This window comes from Pseudoalteromonas sp. Angola-30 (assembly GCF_028599215.1).
Lineage (GTDB): Bacteria > Pseudomonadota > Gammaproteobacteria > Enterobacterales > Alteromonadaceae > Pseudoalteromonas > Pseudoalteromonas atlantica.
In genome coordinates this window covers 176591-191578 of record NZ_JAQREI010000005.1, presented here as the reverse complement: position 1 = coordinate 191578, position 14988 = coordinate 176591, and the positions used below count along the sequence as shown (strand labels likewise).

12 protein-coding genes are annotated in these 14988 nt (G+C 42.1%); 9 read left to right on the top strand and 3 right to left on the bottom strand.

What is annotated here, in order from left to right; genetic code table 11:
• Nucleotides 1-22: 22 nt before the first annotated feature.
• The 6 genes from PSH54_RS09470 (at nt 23) to atzF (ending at nt 8419) form a co-directional block, all read left to right on the top strand.
• Nucleotides 23-790 (top strand): ABC transporter permease, encoded by a 768-nt coding sequence (locus PSH54_RS09470; protein ID WP_273606009.1) that lies wholly within the window; start codon nt 23-25, stop codon nt 788-790.
• Complete coding sequence (locus PSH54_RS09465; protein ID WP_024033241.1) at nt 787-1566, top strand: ABC transporter ATP-binding protein; 780 nt, start codon at nt 787-789, stop codon at nt 1564-1566. Before PSH54_RS09470 ends, PSH54_RS09465 begins: the two co-directional genes overlap by 4 nt.
• Nucleotides 1563-2282 carry an urea amidolyase associated protein UAAP1 gene (locus PSH54_RS09460; RefSeq protein WP_031289807.1) on the top strand — a complete coding sequence of 240 codons (720 nt, stop codon included), beginning with the start codon at nt 1563-1565 and terminating at the stop codon, nt 2280-2282. The genes PSH54_RS09465 and PSH54_RS09460 overlap by 4 nt, the downstream gene beginning before the upstream one ends.
• Nucleotides 2283-2284: 2 nt before the next feature.
• Complete coding sequence (locus PSH54_RS09455) at nt 2285-2923, top strand: urea amidolyase associated protein UAAP2 (RefSeq protein ID WP_138684867.1); 639 nt, start codon at nt 2285-2287, stop codon at nt 2921-2923.
• 101 nt (nt 2924-3024) lie between these two features.
• The gene (uca, locus tag PSH54_RS09450; RefSeq protein ID WP_273606008.1) at nt 3025-6627 is read left to right on the top strand and encodes an urea carboxylase; all 3603 of its coding nucleotides are present in this window, start codon (nt 3025-3027) and stop codon (nt 6625-6627) included.
• A gap of 4 nt (nt 6628-6631) precedes the next feature.
• Entirely contained in the window at nt 6632-8419 is a 1788-nt protein-coding gene (atzF, locus tag PSH54_RS09445) for an allophanate hydrolase (protein ID WP_273606007.1), read from the top strand.
• Nucleotides 8420-8456: 37 nt separating this feature from the next.
• On the opposite strand, the gene PSH54_RS09440 is transcribed toward atzF, so the two are convergent.
• Together PSH54_RS09440 and PSH54_RS09435 are read right to left on the bottom strand one after the other, a co-directional pair.
• Nucleotides 8457-8984: an acyloxyacyl hydrolase gene (locus PSH54_RS09440; protein ID WP_024033246.1), complete on the bottom strand. Its 528-nt coding sequence runs from the start codon at nt 8982-8984 to the stop codon at nt 8457-8459.
• A gap of 167 nt (nt 8985-9151) precedes the next feature.
• The gene (locus PSH54_RS09435; RefSeq protein WP_273606006.1) at nt 9152-10489 is read right to left on the bottom strand and encodes an MATE family efflux transporter; all 1338 of its coding nucleotides are present in this window, start codon (nt 10487-10489) and stop codon (nt 9152-9154) included.
• 172 nt (nt 10490-10661) lie between these two features.
• Here PSH54_RS09435 and PSH54_RS09430 point away from each other — a divergent pair, with 172 nt between their 5' ends.
• The 3 genes from PSH54_RS09430 (at nt 10662) to PSH54_RS09420 (ending at nt 14365) form a co-directional block, all read left to right on the top strand.
• Entirely contained in the window at nt 10662-11558 is an 897-nt protein-coding gene (locus PSH54_RS09430; RefSeq protein WP_039972407.1) for a LysR family transcriptional regulator, read from the top strand.
• A 306-nt stretch (nt 11559-11864) separates the two neighbouring features.
• Nucleotides 11865-13160: a YHYH protein gene (locus tag PSH54_RS09425; RefSeq protein WP_273606005.1), complete on the top strand. Its 1296-nt coding sequence runs from the start codon at nt 11865-11867 to the stop codon at nt 13158-13160.
• Between the two features lie 437 nt (nt 13161-13597).
• Nucleotides 13598-14365: a DUF6515 family protein gene (locus tag PSH54_RS09420; RefSeq protein WP_273606004.1), complete on the top strand. Its 768-nt coding sequence runs from the start codon at nt 13598-13600 to the stop codon at nt 14363-14365.
• A gap of 31 nt (nt 14366-14396) precedes the next feature.
• Here the strand turns inward: PSH54_RS09420 and PSH54_RS09415 are convergent, their stop codons facing one another.
• Complete coding sequence (locus PSH54_RS09415; protein WP_004588872.1) at nt 14397-14870, bottom strand: VOC family protein; 474 nt, start codon at nt 14868-14870, stop codon at nt 14397-14399.
• Between the last annotated feature and the right edge of the window lie 118 nt (nt 14871-14988).

Below are 14988 nucleotides of genomic sequence, written 5' to 3'. Positions count from 1 at the left end.
ACTGAAAGGATTTTTGGCTTTTTTGCCGTTTGTAATTTTGTTGCTACTTTACTTTAGCGCTTCTAACGAACGTCTTGAGGCTAACCCTTACGATAAACTGCTGCCAAGCTTTACGCAAATTGCCGATGCCGTCGAGCGCTTTGCATTTACCCCTGATAAACGCAGTGGCGACTACCTGTTTTGGAAAGACACCGCTGCGAGTGTGTATCGTATTTGTTTAGGTATCACAATTAGCGCGGGGCTGGGTTTATTAATCGGCATGTTATCGGGCCTGCTGCCGCTGTTTAGAGCCGGTTTTTCGCCGCTCATTACTATTGTTTCGCTTATACCGCCAATGGCCATTTTCCCCATTTTATTTATTAGTTTTGGCCTAGGAGAGCTTGCCAAAGTAATGCTAATAATTATTGGCACTGCCCCTGTCATTATTCGCGATATTCAGGGCCATGTTCGCCAATTGCCCAGCGAAATTTTAATAAAAGCCCAAACCTTGGGCGCCTCCACATGGCTGGTTGCTATACGTGTTGTTTTACCACAAATAATGCCGCGCTTAATTGCTGCAGTGCGTTTATCGCTTGGCACTGCATGGCTATTTTTAATTGCCGCTGAAGCCATCGCCGCGCAAGAAGGCCTGGGCTATCGCATCTTTTTAGTAAGGCGCTATATGTCGATGGATGTCATTTTACCTTATGTAATTTGGATCACTACGCTTGCCTTTTTGATGGACTTTAGCTTACGTAAATTATCATCACTTTGCTTCCCTTGGTACCACCATCAGGAGGCTGGAAAATGAGCCTATTACAAATAAACAAAGTATGGAAATCGTTTGCTGATGTACAAATATTAGAGCGTTTACAGCTTAACGTAGAGCAAGGTGAATTTGTTTCTATGGTGGGCGCTTCTGGGTGCGGTAAAACCACCCTGCTTAAAATGATATTGGGCAGTGAGCAAGCAACACGAGGCGAAATACTTTTAGACGGCAAGCCTATTTCTAGCGAGCCAAGTGAAGAGCGCGGCATTGTATTTCAAAAGTACTCTGTATTCTCGCATTTAACTGCTTTGCAAAACGTAATGATTGCCGATGAGTTTTCTGCCAGTCGTTTTTTAGGGCGCTGCTTTGGCAAACAAAAACGCGAGATAAAACAAAAAGCGCTTAAATTTATGGAAGCCGTAGGTTTATCTCATGCTATTAATAAATACCCACACGAATTATCGGGCGGCATGCAACAGCGCTTGGCTATTGCCCAAGCATTAATGAAATCCCCAAAAATACTCTTGCTCGATGAGCCCTTTGGTGCACTAGACCCCGGTATTCGAAAAGACATGCACCAGCTTATTCGTAAAGTATGGAAAGAAAACAACCTCACCATATTTATGGTTACTCATGACATTCAAGAAGGCTTTGAGCTGGGTTCTCGTTTATGGGTATTTGACAAAGTACGCCATGACCCACAAGCACCTAACGCGTATGGAGCACAAATTACTTACGATTTACCGCTTAATAGCGAAACCAAAGCTCAAAACCACTCACTTGCTCAGCAATTTACAAAAAAGGAAGTCACTGCATGATTTTGTATCAAGATACTTTAACCTCAGGTAAACACTGGTCTATGCGTATGCGTCGCGGTACTAGCTTACGGTTAATTGATAAAACTGGTGGCGCAAATGTAGGGATGTTGTTTTACAACCCCGAAAATTTACTCGAGCGCTACAACGCCCCCGACACTCTAAAGTGCCAACACACCTTTAAATTAACCCAAGGCCATTGTTTATATTCAGATATGGCACGTGTTTTTTGCGCGATTACCGACGACACGCTCGGTTGGCACGATACCTTAAGCGGCAACAGTAACGCTCAATCAGTTGAAAAAAAATGGGGCAAACGCGACTACCAAAACGAACGTAATAACTTCAAGCAAAATGGCTTAGATGCATTTTTAGTTGAAGCGGCTAAATACGGACTAACTAAACAAGACCTGGCCGCTAACCTGAATCTATTTAGCAAAGTAATTGCCAGTGATAGCGGCGACTTAAACTATCAAAGTGGGCATTCAAAAGCCGGCGATTATATAGAACTACGCTTTGAAATGGACACGTTAGTGCTGTTTCACACCTGCCCTCACCCACTTGATAGCGCCAGCGAATATCCGCAATTTGAAATTGAGTATCAAATACTGCCATCAGAACCTGTAAGCGATGACGATGAATGTAAAAACAGCTGTAGCGAAAACCAGCGCGGCTACGAAAACAACCGAATTTATCACTTAGGGTTAGAAGGAGTTTAATAATGATCACCACAAGCCAACTACTAGAACAAGATGCTATTAATCGCCAAGTTGTTGATGCCGGCGACTATTACTTACATGTGGTAAAAAAAGGCGAAACCATACGCATTTTAGACTTAGAAGGTAACCAAGCCGCCGATACGCTTTTTTATAATGCGAACAAACCAAGTGAGCGTTACAGCGCTACCGATACAATTCGTGAACAAGGTAATGTGTATTTAACAACAGGTACCGTACTACTATCAGATGAATGTAATCCTATGCTTAAAATTGTTGCCGATACATGTGGTCGACACGATACCGTTGGTGGGGCATGTTCATGTGAGAGCAATACAGTGCGATACTCTCTTGATAAAAAAACCATGCATGCATGTCGCGATAGCTGGTTACTAGCAATCAACGAGCAACCAGAGCTTGGTTTAAGTAAAAAAGACATAACCCACAATATTAATTTTTTTATGAATGTACCTGTAACCAACGACGGAAAACTAACCTTTGCCGATGGCATAAGTGGCGCAGGAAAATACGTAGAGCTTGAAGCGCTGATGGATTGCATTGTGCTTATTTCCAATTGTCCACAGCTTAATAATCCCTGTAACGCTTATAACCCAACCCCCGTTGAAGTGCTTATTTGGCAATAACTTATATCAATTATTTAATTAGCCGCAAGGCATGTGTTTGGGACGACCCAATCACTTTTACAAATTTGCTGCGGGACGACCCGCGAAAACGAGTAAAAATTATGTTTAATACCGTTCTAATAGCTAACCGAGGCGCTATAGCCTGCAGAATTATTCGTACCCTTAAAAAGCTTGGCATTAAAAGTATTGCCTTATATTCGCAAGCCGACAAAGAGTCATTACACGTACTCGAAGCCGATGAGGCTTACAGCTTAGGTGAAGGCGGCGCAAGCGAGACCTACCTCAACCAGCAAAAAATTATTGATATAGCCACGCAAGCCGGTGCACAAGCAATACACCCTGGTTATGGCTTTTTAAGCGAAAATGCCGATTTTTCAGAAAAACTAAAACAACATGGCATTAGCTTTATTGGCCCTCGCGCTAAGCAAATGATTGAGTTTGGGCTTAAACACCAAGCGCGTGATATAGCTGAGCAAGCAAATGTACCGCTAGTCCCTGGTAGTGGTTTAATTAACGATTTAGACGAGTTAACTGCTTTTTCAGCAAAAATTGGTTATCCAGTTATGCTTAAAAGCACCGCGGGTGGTGGCGGTATTGGCATGCAGCGCTGCGACTCTCAAAGCGAGTTAGAAAAAGCTTTTGTAAACGTAAAACATTTAGGCGCACAAAACTTTTCAAACGACGGTGTATTTGTCGAAAAATTTGTAGAAAAAGCCCGCCACATCGAAGTGCAAGTATTAGGTAACGGCTTTGGTGAAGTAGTGACACTTGGCGAGCGAGATTGCTCAAGCCAGCGTCGTAATCAAAAAGTAGTTGAAGAAACACCGGCACCAAACCTGCCAGCAAGCACACGTCAAGCAATGCTAGACACAGCTAAAAACTTAATGGCGTCAATTGACTATTTGAACGCAGGAACCGTTGAATTTATTTACGATAACGACCACGACCGTTTTTACTTTTTAGAAGTAAACACCCGCTTACAGGTTGAGCATGGCGTTACAGAGGCGTGTTATAACGTAGACTTAGTAAGCTGGATGCTAAAAATAGCCTATAGCGAATCAATAAAAAATACAGCGTTAGATTTATCCGCTTTAGATAGTATTAAACCTACAGGGCATGCTATTCAGGCGCGTATTTACGCCGAAAACCCAGCTAAAAACTTTCAACCTTCAGCGGGGTTACTCACCCAAGTACAGTGGCCCACGGATAATGTACGTGTAGATAGCTGGATAGAAGCCGGATTAACCGTTTCACCTTTTTTTGATCCTATGCTGGCTAAAGTGATTGTTCATGCAGATACCCGCGAGCAAGCCATTGAGCAACTAAACTCTGCTCTTAATAATTCAAAAGTATATGGTGTAACAACCAATATAAGTTACGTGCAACAAATTTTAGCGCATCAGGAGTTTGTACAAGGCTGTATTTTTACTCGTACTTTAAATGATTTTAAAGCTCATTTTGCAGGATTCGAAGTGCTAAAAGCAGGCACTATGACCACCATTCAGGACTACCCTGCCCGTATTGGTTATTGGGATATTGGTGTGCCGCCCTCAGGCCCTTTTGATTTTTACTCATTTAAACTTGCTAACCGCTTATTAAATAACCCTGCTGACGCAGCCGGTTTAGAAATTACATTACAAGGGCCAAGCCTTAAATTTTACCAAGACTGCCAAGTAGCTATTACCGGTGCGCCTATTGAGCTGTGGCTTGACGAGAAAGCCCAGCAATGTAACCAAATAATTAATATTAAAGCGGGGCAAGTACTAAAAACTGGCAACGTAACGCAAGCTGGCGCCCGTGCTTATTTAGCATTTAGCGGCGGTATTCAATGCCCTGATTATTTAGGTAGCAAAAGTACGTTTACGTTAGGGCAATTTGGTGGACACTGCGGCAGAGCCCTGCGCATGGGCGACTTTTTATCGTTACCAACATTTATACAAGCACAACCGTTAGCCAGCTTAAACGAGCACGTTGTTACTCCTATTACAAACGATTGGACGTTGCGAGTAATGTACGGCCCCCATGGTGCGCCAGACTTTTTTACTAAAGATGACATTAAAACCATACACGCGCATCAGTGGAAAATTCACTACAACTCAAGCCGTACAGGTATTCGTTTAATAGGTCCTAAGCCAGATTGGGCACGCGAAACCGGCGGCGAAGCAGGCCTGCATCCTTCTAATATTCACGATAATGCCTATGCGTTTGGCACAGTCGACTTTACAGGCGACATGCCGGTAATTTTAGGCCCCGATGGCCCGAGCTTAGGCGGGTTTGTTTGCCCGTTTACCGTAATTAGTGCCGATTTATGGAAGCTCGGCCAACTAAAAGCGGGTGATTCACTGCGTTTTGAAGTGGTTGATAACATTAATGCACAACTTATCGAAACAGCACAAAACTCGCAATTAGCCAGCCTAGAGCGTGTTGAGTGTAATTATCAAACCTGTGAGCCAAGCTCCCCAATAATAGATACCTTAGTAACTGATGATGGCGAGCCCGATTTAGTGTTTCGCCAAGCAGGCGATAAGTTTTTACTTGCTGAATACGGCGAGCTTATTTTAGATTTAAACCTACGCGCCCGCGTACAAGCACTTCTTGAGGCATTACAAAACGAGCGGTTAAATGGGGTGCTAGAGCTCACACCTGGTATCCGCTCTTTGCAAATACATTACGATAATCAATCTATTGCAGTACAGAGCTTGGTAAACACCATTAAACAGCTCGACCTAAACTTGGGTGACACTCGTCAGCTGAGCTTTGAATCGCGTGTTGTACATTTACCACTAAGTTGGAACGACAAAGCCTGCCAAGAAGCAATTGATAAGTACCATCAATCAGTTAGAAAAGATGCGCCTTGGTGCCCTTCTAACCTTGAATTTATAAAGCGTATTAATGGCTTAAATAGCATTGAGGAAGTAAAAAACATTGTTTTTAACGCAAACTACTTAGTGCTGGGCTTAGGCGATGTTTACTTAGGTGCACCTGTAGCTACGCCGCTTGATCATTGCCATCGCTTGGTTACAACAAAATATAACCCTGCTCGCACGTGGACCGCCGAAAACTCCGTGGGGATTGGTGGAGCTTACATGTGTATTTATGGCATGGAAGGCCCAGGTGGCTATCAGTTTGTGGGACGCACAGTACAAATGTGGAACCGCTATCGTAAAACTGATGTGTTTAACAAACCTTGGTTACTACGCTTTTTTGATCAAATAAAATACTACCCTGTAAGCCATGAAGAGCTAATGCAAACTAGAGAAGACTTTGTGTTAGGTAAATGGCAACCAAAAATAGAACAAGCTGTTGTCTCTATGCCTGAACTACAAAAGCAGTGGCAACAAAACCAAAAAAATATAAATACATTTACCCAGCAGCGTGAGCAAGCTTTTGCCGAAGAAATGGAACAGTGGAAACGTACAGGCCAATTAAATTATAAATTTGAAGAAAGCGAAACCGAGCAAGGTGAACAAATTAAACTCGCGCCTGGGCAGTACTTAATGGAGGCCACGGCCGCAGGCAGTGTGTGGAAAATAAATGCCGAGCAAAACCAAGCAGTTGACGCTAACGAGTCTATGGTGATTTTAGAGTCTATGAAAATGGAAATTGATTTAACCACCAGCGAAAGTGCAAAGGTAGTACAGGTTTTAGTAAAAGAAGGCCAACAAGTTCATGCAGGCCAAGCTTTAATGATTTTACAGGGGTAATGGAATGTCACAAATTAACTTATCAATTAGCCAATTACATAACGCGTACAGTAGTGGTGAGTTATCGCCAGCCACTCTGATTAGCCATTTAACTGAGCAAGCAAAACAACAAGAAGCCGTATGGCTACATGTACTTTCGGCGCAAGAGCTCGCGCCCTATTTAAAAGCCTTAGAGTCTAAATCGTTAAAAACGCATCCTCTTTATGGGGTTCCTTTTGCTATAAAAGATAATATAGATTTAGCCGGTATTCCCACTACCGCAGCCTGCCCTGAATTTACCTATACACCTGAAAATTCAGCCTTTGTAGTAGAGCAACTCATTGCAGCAGGCGCTATCCCTATTGGTAAAACTAATCTTGATCAATTTGCCACAGGCTTAGTGGGTACGCGCTCTCCTTTTGGTGAAACACCAAACGCGTTTAATCCTGATTATATTTCGGGTGGGTCAAGCAGTGGCTCAGCCGTTGCCACAGCCTCTGGTATTGTAAGCTTTGCATTAGGCACAGACACCGCAGGCTCTGGTCGAGTACCCGCATGTTTTAATAATCTAGTGGGTGTGAAACCGAGTAAAGGGTTGCTATCGAATAGCGGCATGGTACCAGCATGTAAGAGTATTGATTGTATGAGTATATTTGCGTTAAATGCAATCGATGCCAATAAAGTGCTTCAGGTAGCTGCTAAATACGACCCCAATGATTGCTACTCACGTAAAAACCCGCCAGCAAACCAGCAACCAGTATTGGTAAATAGCGCATTTAGCTTTGCTGTACCACTTCCTGAGCAGCTGAAATTTTTTGGTGACGAAGGTTACAAAAGTGAATTTGAAAAAGCAGTTAACGAATTACAAAAAATGGACGGGGTTAAAAAGGAGCTCGACTTTAGTCCATTATTTGAAGCTGCAACACTGCTTTACGAAGGTCCTTGGGTAAGTGAGCGCTATTTAGCCACTCAAGATTTAATGGAAAATAACCCACAAGCACTGTTAGATGTTACCCGCACTATTATAAGTGGCGGTATTAAACCTCTGGCTATTGATTGTTTTAGCGCGTTATACAAACTACAAGCTTTTAAGCAGCAAGCTGATTTATTAGTTGAACAAGCTGACTTTGTTGTTACGCCTACCGCGGGTAGGCACTTTACACGAGATGAAATTCGCGAAAACCCTATTGAGCTTAATTCTCAGCTTGGTTATTACACCAACTTTATGAACTTGTTAGATTATGCTGCAGTAGCCGTACCTACTAGCTTTACAGCCGAGAGTATGCCTTTTGGTATTACGTTATTTAGCTTTGCAATGAAAGATCAAAAACTACTTAGCTATGCCGATAAAATAATGCAGCACAATGCATTGCCATTAGGGGCAACTAAACACCCTTTTATTAGCACCGAGCTGGATACTTCTAAAAATACGGGCTTTATTGATATTGCAGTATGTGGCGCGCATTTATCAGGCATGCCACTAAACAGCCAGCTAATTGAGCGTAATGCTCAGTTAATTACTAAAACACGTAGCGCTAAGTGCTATAAAATGTTTGCTGTTGAGGGCAACATAGAGCGCCCTGCACTGGTTAAAACACAGCAAGATGCTAACGACTTTGAACTAGAAGTATGGCGAATGCCCACTCAACACTTTACAAGTTTTGTACAAGGTATTAGCGACCCGCTCGGTATAGGCCAAGTAACACTTGCCGATAAAAGCCTAGTTACCGGTTTTATTGCGCAAAGCCATGCACAATCGGGTAAAGATATTAGCGAGTACGGTAGTTGGCGAAAATATATAGCCACCAAATAAAACATAAAAGCCCTAAATTTAGGGCTTTTGCTTTTAGTTAAAGTGCGCGTGAGTAGCTTAGCGATATAAAATCGAGGCCTGGGTTGGGCTTTTTAATACCAGCGTTTGAATAATGAAAATACTTAAGCGAGACACTATGTTGCTCAGCCTCACCAAATTTCATGGCAATGCCTAGGCGGTCTTCAAACTGGTAATGTGTGCTTATGTTTTTTCCCGCAAATTTGGTGTCGTCTAATAAGCTTAAACCAATACCAAACTCGGCAAAAACGCGGTTCCCAGCAATACTGCCAATAGGATAAAAAATAACAGGCGAAAGCGATAAGCCTAAATTAGCGTCATAGCGTTTTGGGTCATCGTATTCAAAAAAGTTAGCATTGGCTTCTAGGTAAATCTCTAGCTCTTCAAAGCCTTCTATTTGATAATCTAAGGCATATTGATAAGCCACCTTAATCCCTCGCACGTCTCCTTCACCTTGAATATAGCTCATCGAAAAGTAATCTTGTGCAGCCGTTGCAGCGCCTGCGTATAGCGTTATAGCTATTAAAAACAATTTATAAAGTTTCATGTTATTCACCTCAAGCAGCTCTATTTTTATTGCAATTGCTTGACCTAAACACAGCAAATTTAGCTGCACTAGATTAAGCAATGATTCAATGAGGTGCATACTAATTGCATTTAACTATTTTGATAATTGCAATTTAAGTGGAATAACTTTCTTCAATATATTGATAATTAAACAGTGCTTGAGCGCACGCTAACGTGTGTTGTTAACCGCTTATATTGCTGCTTAAAAAGCTGCCAACCCACAATACCCGATAAGGTATTACCGCATGCCATACCGATAAATAACCCTGTTAAACCGTAAAAATACGAGCCTAACCAAAGTAGTGGTAAGTAACACAAAAATAGCCGCAATATAGAGATAAATAATGCCGTGGTCGCAAAGCCCAGCGCGTTACATACCGATACCGTGATCATACATACACCCAAAGCCGCGTAGCTCAGGGGCACAAATGCAAAGTAATCTGTTAGATTAGCAACTATTTCACTATTATTGCTAAGCGCATTTGCAAGCGGGTTAGCCACACCTAGCATAATAACCGCTAATAAAATTTGTATGCCAATTACAAAACCGCACGCAAGTTTTACTACGCTTAATATTTGCCTAAGCTCGCCCCGCCCTTTTAAATTTCCAACAATGGGGGGCAGCGCCATGGTAAGCGCTAAAATTAAAATAATCGCAATATATTCAATACGGTTTGCAAGCCCCCAAGCTGCTACAGCAAACCCACCATACGCGGCAATCAGTGCCGTTACTATCATGGCTGAAATAGGCGGAATAAACTGTGAAAGTAAAGCCGGTGCCATCATTTTTGCAATGGCTTTTATTGCCTGATCGGTGCGGTTTTTTAAAACGTCAAAGGTTACAAGTTCTCGTTTAATAAGCGTGTAAAACACCACTACTAAGCCTATTGAAAAAGCAACACAGCTTGCCCATGCAGCACCCGCTAACTCCATATCAAAGGTAAACATAAACAATGGATCGAGCGCTATATTTAACACGCTGGTTAGCACCATAATTCGCCCAGGCAATAAGGTTTCGTTATGAGCACGGCAAATGCTGTAACCAAAATAAAGCAGCGCTCCAAGCCAGCAGCTTATTAGCCAAGGCAACCAGTAAAGCTCAGTTAAATTAAATAACGAAGGCGTTGCACCCAGCGCTAAAATTATAGGCTGCTGAAAAAGCCACAACGCCAAGCACAATAGCGTTACTATTACGGTGCCAATAAGTACGATTAAACTACCTAAGTAGCGTGCGTAGTGAACTTTATTTTCCCCAAGTGCAGTAGAAATGGTCGCAGTTGCCGCAATACCTAAGCCTACTTGTACTCCCACAATTACCTGAAAAATAGCAATACTAAAGGCAACTACAGCGAGCGGCTCAGCGCCTAGCTTAGCAATAAAAATACTATCAACCAGCTGGCTTCCCATAATAGAAAACAAGCCAACCAACATAGGCCAAGTTTGCTTAAATAAATACTTTAAAAGTGATGATGTATTACGGCTCATAAGGCAGGCTCACTCTAAACTTAAAAATTTAAACGAGAAAAATACCGAAAAAAAAGGCGCTTATAGTAAGCGCCACAGGAAAAGTCACAATGAATAAGCTGCTAGTATATTTACACAACTAAGTATTGATAATATAGTTGTTTAAATAATCAGTTTATTGAAAAATTTGATAATGAACATTGCCCATTTAAATCTGTTTGTCAGAATCGCAACAACACACAATATTAGCTTAGCTGGCAAGGAGTTAGGTTTGTCGGCTGCGGTTTCTAGTGCCCAAATGAATAAGCTTGAAGAAACTCTCGGCGTTAAACTTATTCATCGTACAACGCGTAAAGTATCGCTAACCGAAGAGGGGCAAGCTTTTTTACCCCACGCCGAGGAAGTGCTTGCCAATGTTGAAATGGCGCGCGCCTCGGTAGGTATTGGCAGTGTAACTCCACAAGGAAAATTGCGCATTACCGCCCCTGCTTCGTTCGGGCGTATGCATATTATTCCTGCATTGGCTGGATTTATTGAGCAATACCCCGACCTGACAATTGATTTACGCTTAAGCGATAGCATTATTGATATGGTCGGCGGTGGTTTTGATATAGCAATACGCGACGCCGCATTAAACGACTCAACCCTTATAGCCCGAAAGGTTGCCCGCGATAAACGCTTAATTTGCGCATCGCCTAATTACCTTGCAAAACACGGCACCCCAACAACACCGCAAGATTTAAAAAATCATACCTGTGTTAATTTACATGGTTTAACTACGTGGTCGTTTATTACACCCGAGGGCACACAAAACATTAAAACCAATAACGTATTACAAGCCGACAACGGGGAAGCGGTGCGCGATGCGTGCGTGCAAGGCTTAGGTATTACGTTAATGTCGAGCTGGTGTGCCTATAAAAAACTACAAAGTGGTGAGCTGGTACAAATTTTACAAGACTACCCACTTGCATCCGACACCGCTATTTGGAGTGTTTACCCAAGTTCGCGTTTATTAGCGCCAAAAGTAAGGGCTTTTATAGACTACTTTAGCGGCTACTTTGGTGACGAACCCTACTGGGAAAAAATATAATTATTTAACCGTAAAATATAAAAGCACAAACCTAGGTTTGTGCTTTTTGCGCTTTAAGCTTTAAATATAAGGAGCTTTATTGGTAAACCTTGGGCAAGTAAAAACAGCAGCTGCTAACTTGTACTTTTATACTTCGTACTTAATCGTGTAAGTTTATTAAATAACTTAATAACAACTCCCAATAATGTTAATTAAAAGCTAGCCATGCATCTCAAACATATCAATAACTCTTTTAAAACTTTCATTTTATTTGCACAATTTATTGCCATACTAAAACCTACGTATATAAATCGTTTTGGGGTAAGTATGAGAACAATTAAACGAAGTCGTTTAAAAGCGCCTAGCGTTAACACTACAAAGACTAAACTCGCATTTTTCCTGCTTAGTGCCACGGTACTTTTAACTGCATGTGGCGAGCAGATAAAAAGCGAAAGTACACCTGCCTCCCCAGAAGCTAAAAGCGCTAAAAACACGCTTATTAATACCGATGATTTTAATATTAAAGCCATGGTAAAGCTGCCACAAACTGTAGAGTGTACGCTTGAAAACGGCCTACAAACTCAGTGTGCTCAAGTGGTTTTAAAGTATCAGCCCGACAATATTGAAGTCGGCCCTTTTTGCCCAGAAACACTCGGCGACGTAGGTGGAATTTGGGACTGGGATGGCACCGATGCGGGGCTATATAGGTTAGATAAAGCATTTTTAACCATGCTTAACGAGCAAGGTTTTACCTTTTACGATGAAGACGGCAACGTGCATATTGTTGATAACGCGACCATTCGCCCAACAGTTGATCATGCATGTATTAATGTATCGGTAGATAAAAGCGTGGAAATTACCGCCCTTTTACCACTGCACCCTGTTATGTCTGAGCAAACAACAGCGCTGGGCACTGTATCTAAAGTGGGTATAGCGCTTGCGGGTGTGCCTATTTTTTCGGATGCGCCAAGTGTGCAACATACTGGGCATTTACCCGCGCTTGATACGTGCGCAGGCCATATTGACCCGGGCGGTTGGTACCACTACCACGGCACCGCCAGTGATATAGACAGCGTATATAAACACGAACATGTTAACGCCAACTGTAATAATTTAGCGCAAAAGCCAAGCGCCCTATTTGGTTATGGCTTTGATGGCTACCCAATTTACGGAAGCCAAGAAATTGATGGTACATCCCCAACCGAGCTTGATAGCTGTAATGGCCACACAGGCCCCGTGGGTGAAAGCGGCATAGTTACTTACCACTACCATGCAAGTAATACATTCCCTAACTTACCTAAGTGCTTAAAAGGCGTGGTTGCACAAAATAATTTTACGACCACAGCACAAGCGGGTGTAGGGGCCAAGCCACCTGAAGGCACTAAAATAACTCGCCATGAACCACCTGGTGGTGGCGGTCCAAAGGCGGGTGGCCCTAACGGCGGCATATCGCCACCGGGGTTTGCTGAGGCAGCTAACAAACTAGGCGTTAGCGAAAAAGTGCTTATGCAAGCAATGCAAGATGCCGGCGGCCCTAATGCCGATTTAACGGTTGTAGCAAAGGCACTTAACGTGACACCGGAGCAACTAAAAGCAGCCCTACCCGAAAAACCTAAACGGTAATTAACCTAAACTCTGGTTAGAGATTTACTAACATATTGAACCATGGTGATATTTAAGTTTATTTTCTCTAGCCAGAGATTTTCAGTGAAAATAAGGTAAATTTACGCGTCAATAGCTTGCCTATTGCAAGTAATTTAAACGCGGTTAGCACTGAAAATAGCTGCTCGAGATAGATTTATTATCCAATAATTCAGGCTAATTATAAATTACGGCAAGTGTTAAAAGCACTTGCCGTAACAATTAGTTACGCGACTTATAGCCTATAAAAGTTCCTAAAATCGTCAAAAATGTGAGAAAACGTTGGCTTGTGTCAAGAACAGTAAACGTTAGTAAAAAGCTGTAAACACGCCCCTATTATCGGTTACATGTCAGTTACCATTCAGTTTAAAGCGCTAGTATTGAACCCAGTTATGTAACAACATACACGAGGCACTAGTATGAAACTGACTCAATTACTCCCTGCTCTACTTGCCATAAGTGCAGTATCTGGCGCTGCATATGCAGCGCCCAATGAGCGAGAAAACGCAAAAAGTTTTAATAATGAGCGCGCAAAACGCATCGAATACAAACGAGATGAGCGCCGCGATGACAAAAAACAGCGTATAGAATATAAAAAAAATGACCGTAAAGAGCGCAAGCAAGCCAAACGCGAGCACCGCAAAGAGCAAAAGCGCAAAGTTGCCCATTACAAACAGCAGCAACGCACTCGTAATTATTTTAAACATAATCGCCACAACGTAGTGACCTACCGGCCTGGGCATTATTTTAATCATTTACCGCGCAATAGTGCTTCAATCAGATTTAATGGCATTACGTTTACATTTAGTGATGGTATTTACTACAGAAAAGCAAAAAGAGGCTACCACGTAGTTAAGCCACCACGAGGCTTAAGAATACGCTCACTACCAAGGCATTATTCACACTTTAAACGCCATAATACCACTTACTATACCTACCAAAATGTATATTACGTGGCAGATAATAATGGTTATAGAGTAGTTGATGAGCCTAAAATAGTGGTTAATCAGGCTATTAAGGTAGGCAGTGCTAAAAATTATGATTTAGGGCAAACCTACGACACCCTCCCTATTTCGGCAGAGGCAGTCACGATTAACGATCAACAATATTTTAAGTACCAAGATGTTTATTTTTTACCGCAAATAAACGGTGACGAAATAAAATATTTAGCGATAAATTTAGGGTAAACAATTTAGCTAAAACGCAGGGCAAGTTGCGCTAAGCATCTTGCTCTTTTGACATTAAGTCGGCCATTCGTTGGTTAATTTCTTGCTCACTTAAATCTTCTTTATGGGTGCCTATGGTCCAAATATGCCCGAATGGGTCTTGTAGGGTGCCGGCTCTATCACCATAAAACTGGTCGTGCACTGGGCGTACTTCTGTAGCGCCAAGTTCAATTGCCTTTTTAAATACGCTATCTACATCTTCTACGTAAAGCATTAAACTTACCGGTGTGCCACCAAGTGCATTGGGGCTTTTAAATGACTCATCCGGGCATGAGTCCGAAATCATAATATGGGAGTCGCCAATTATAATTTCAGCATGGGCTATACCGCCCTCTGGCAGCGGCATTTGCATTACTAACTGCGCATTAAATGCATCACGATAAAAACAAATAGCTTGCTGAGCACCTTCTATAATTAAGTACGGTGTTACCGAACTAAACCCTTTGGGAATTGCTGAAACAGTCATAACGCTCTCCATTATTTTTTATGGGGTATGTATTTAGCCTATAGGTTAAAAACACTTCTTTCAACGTGTTAACTCATTTAAGTCACTATAATTAAATTAGCCAATTTGTGGTCAATAA

Excerpts from the sequence above, each read along its gene's own strand:
- uca (WP_273606008.1), top strand. The coding sequence starts at position 3,025 with ATGTTTAATACCGTTCTAATAGCTAACCGAGGCGCTATAGCCTGCAGA.
- PSH54_RS09465 (WP_024033241.1), top strand. The coding sequence starts at position 787 with ATGAGCCTATTACAAATAAACAAAGTATGGAAATCGTTTGCTGATGTA.
- PSH54_RS09440 (WP_024033246.1), bottom strand. The coding sequence starts at position 8,984 with ATGAAACTTTATAAATTGTTTTTAATAGCTATAACGCTATACGCAGGC.
- PSH54_RS09455 (WP_138684867.1), top strand. The coding sequence starts at position 2,285 with ATGATCACCACAAGCCAACTACTAGAACAAGATGCTATTAATCGCCAA.
- atzF (WP_273606007.1), top strand. The coding sequence starts at position 6,632 with ATGTCACAAATTAACTTATCAATTAGCCAATTACATAACGCGTACAGT.
- PSH54_RS09420 (WP_273606004.1), top strand. The coding sequence starts at position 13,598 with ATGAAACTGACTCAATTACTCCCTGCTCTACTTGCCATAAGTGCAGTA.
- PSH54_RS09435 (WP_273606006.1), bottom strand. The coding sequence starts at position 10,489 with ATGAGCCGTAATACATCATCACTTTTAAAGTATTTATTTAAGCAAACT.
- PSH54_RS09460 (WP_031289807.1), top strand. The coding sequence starts at position 1,563 with ATGATTTTGTATCAAGATACTTTAACCTCAGGTAAACACTGGTCTATG.
- PSH54_RS09430 (WP_039972407.1), top strand. The coding sequence starts at position 10,662 with ATGAACATTGCCCATTTAAATCTGTTTGTCAGAATCGCAACAACACAC.
- PSH54_RS09415 (WP_004588872.1), bottom strand. The coding sequence starts at position 14,870 with ATGACTGTTTCAGCAATTCCCAAAGGGTTTAGTTCGGTAACACCGTAC.
- PSH54_RS09425 (WP_273606005.1), top strand. The coding sequence starts at position 11,865 with ATGAGAACAATTAAACGAAGTCGTTTAAAAGCGCCTAGCGTTAACACT.